The 2,700-nt window shown below is 47.5% G+C and carries 2 rRNA genes (1 of these 2 running past the window's edge); both read left to right on the forward strand.

From position 1 onward, the window contains the following. Positions 1-2,388: ribosomal RNA gene (locus tag RQM59_RS14340) — 23S ribosomal RNA — on the forward strand; it begins 491 nt to the left of the window's first position. A 164-nt stretch (positions 2,389-2,552) separates the two neighbouring features. After that, a 5S ribosomal RNA gene (rrf, locus tag RQM59_RS14345) occupies positions 2,553-2,662 on the forward strand. Positions 2,663-2,700 lie beyond the last annotated feature (38 nt).

The following is a 2,700-nucleotide window of genomic DNA, read 5'->3' on the forward strand; positions in this document are numbered from 1 at the left end:
GGGAAAGGTGAAAAGAACCCTAAGTAAGGGAGTGAAAGAGAACCTGAAACCGTGCGCTTACAAGCGGTCGGAGCACATTTACTGTGTGACGGCGTGCCTTTTGCATAATGAGCCTACGAGTTACTGTTTCTAGCAAGGTTAAGTATTTAAGATACGGAGCCGTAGCGAAAGCGAGTCTGAATAGGGCGTATAGTTAGTAGTAGTAGACGCGAAACCGAGTGATCTACCCATGGGCAGGTTGAAGCTGTGGTAACACACAGTGGAGGACCGAACCAGTTGACGTTGAAAAGTCTTTGGATGACCTGTGGGTAGGGGTGAAAGGCCAATCAAACTCGGAAATAGCTCGTACTCCCCGAAATGCATTTAGGTGCAGCGTTGAGTAAAAGTTTTATAGAGGTAGAGCTACTGATTGGATGCGGGGGCTTCACCGCCTACCAATTCCTGACAAACTCCGAATGCTATAAAATGTTTCTCAGCAGTGAGGGCATGGGTGCTAAGGTCCATGTCCGAGAGGGAAAGAACCCAGACCATCAGCTAAGGTCCCCAAATATATGTTAAGTTGAATAAACGAGGTTTGACTGCCCAGACAGCTAGGATGTTGGCTTGGAAGCAGCCATTCATTTAAAGAGTGCGTAACAGCTCACTAGTCGAGCGGTCGAGCATGGATAATAATCGGGCATAAACATATTACCGAAGCTATGGATTTGTATTATATACAAGTGGTAGGGGAGCATTGTAGTTGTGTAGAAGGTGAACTGTAAGGTTTGCTGGAACGGCTACAAAAGAAAATGTAGGCATAAGTAACGATAATGCGGGCGAGAAACCCGCACACCGAAAGACTAAGGTTTCCTCAGCGATGCTAATCAGCTGAGGGTTAGTCGGGTCCTAAGGCGAATCCGAAGGGAGTAGTCGATGGCTAACAGGTTAATATTCCTGTACTTCTTATAATTGCGATGGGGTGACGGAGTAATGAAAGCACCGCGTACTGACGGAATAGTACGTTGAACCAAGTAGGTATTGGCTTTGTAGGTAAATCCGCAGAGCTAGCTGAATTGGGATAGTACCACAAATCTTCGGACGAGTGGATAGTGTGCCTAAAGGCTTCCAAGAAAAACCTCTAAGCTTCAGATTATAAGAACCCGTACCGTAAACCGACACAGGTAGTTGGGATGAGAATTCTAAGGTGCTCGAGAGATTCATGGCTAAGGAACTAGGCAAAATAGACCTGTAACTTCGGGAGAAAGGTCGCCCCCCTCCGGGGGGGCCGCAGTGAAAAGGTCCAGGCGACTGTTTATCAAAAACACAGGGCTTTGCTAAATTGAAAGATGATGTATAAGGCCTGACACCTGCCCGGTGCTGGAAGGTTAAGTGGAGGGTTTAGCTTCGGCGAAGATCTGAAATGAAGCCCCAGTAAACGGCGGCCGTAACTATAACGGTCCTAAGGTAGCGAAATTCCTTGTCGGGTAAGTTCCGACCTGCACGAATGGTGCAACGATCTGGACACTGTCTCAGCCATGAGCTCGGTGAAATTGTAGTATCGGTGAAGATGCCGATTACCCGCAGCGGGACGAAAAGACCCCGTGAACCTTTACTATAGCTTAGTATTGGCTTTGGATAAGTAATGTGTAGGATAGGTGGGAGACATTGAAGCGGCGTCGCTAGGCGTTGTGGAGTCAACCTTGAAATACCACCCTTTGCTTATCTAGAGTCTAACTCAGAGATGAGGACAGTGCTTGGTGGGTAGTTTGACTGGGGTGGTCGCCTCCAAAAGAGTAACGGAGGCTTCTAAAGGTACCCTCAGCACGCTTGGTAACCGTGCGTAGAGTGCAATGGCATAAGGGTGCTTGACTGAGAGACTTACAAGTCGATCAGGTTGGAAACAAGAGCATAGTGATCCGGTGGTTCCGCATGGAAGGGCCATCGCTCAAAGGATAAAAGGTACTCCGGGGATAACAGGCTGATCTCCCCCAAGAGCTCACATCGACGGGGGGGTTTGGCACCTCGATGTCGGCTCGTCACATCCTGGGGCTGGAGAAGGTCCCAAGGGTTGGGCTGTTCGCCCATTAAAGTGGCACGCGAGCTGGGTTCAGAACGTCGTGAGACAGTTCGGTCTCTATCTGCTGTGGGCGTTAGAAATTTGCGTGGATCTGACTCTAGTACGAGAGGACCGAGTTGGACTGACCTCTAGTGTATCTGTTGTCACGCCAGTGGCATGGCAGAGTAGCTACGTCGGGAAGGGATAAGCGCTGAAAGCATATAAGCGCGAAACCCACCACAAGATGAGATTTCTTTAAAGGGTCGTGGGAGATGACCACGTTGATAGGCTATAGGTGTAAGTGCAGTAATGCATGTAGCCAAGTAGTACTAATAACCCATAGACTTATGTACGCTGTCCCCTCTTAACAGAGGGGACGACACTCTTTTTTACAATTGATCTTTACAATATTATTTACTCCAATATGTTAACATATAGGCTAGCAAGAACTAGCCAGTAGTTAGTAGCAAGTAGTAGTATTTAACATACTAAAACTCAACGCTAATCACTAAAATTTTAGGGTGGTTATAGCATTGGGGCTCACCTCTTCCCATCCCGAACAGAGAAGTTAAGCCCAATAGCGCCGATGGTACTGCATTTATGTGGGAGAGTAGGTCGCTGCCTTTCTTTTTAAACCTCATTCTTTTAATAGAATGAGGTTTTTT

It is taken from the genome of Asprobacillus argus (assembly GCF_032248395.1).
GTDB classification, from domain to species: domain Bacteria; phylum Bacteroidota; class Bacteroidia; order Flavobacteriales; family Flavobacteriaceae; genus Polaribacter; species Polaribacter argus.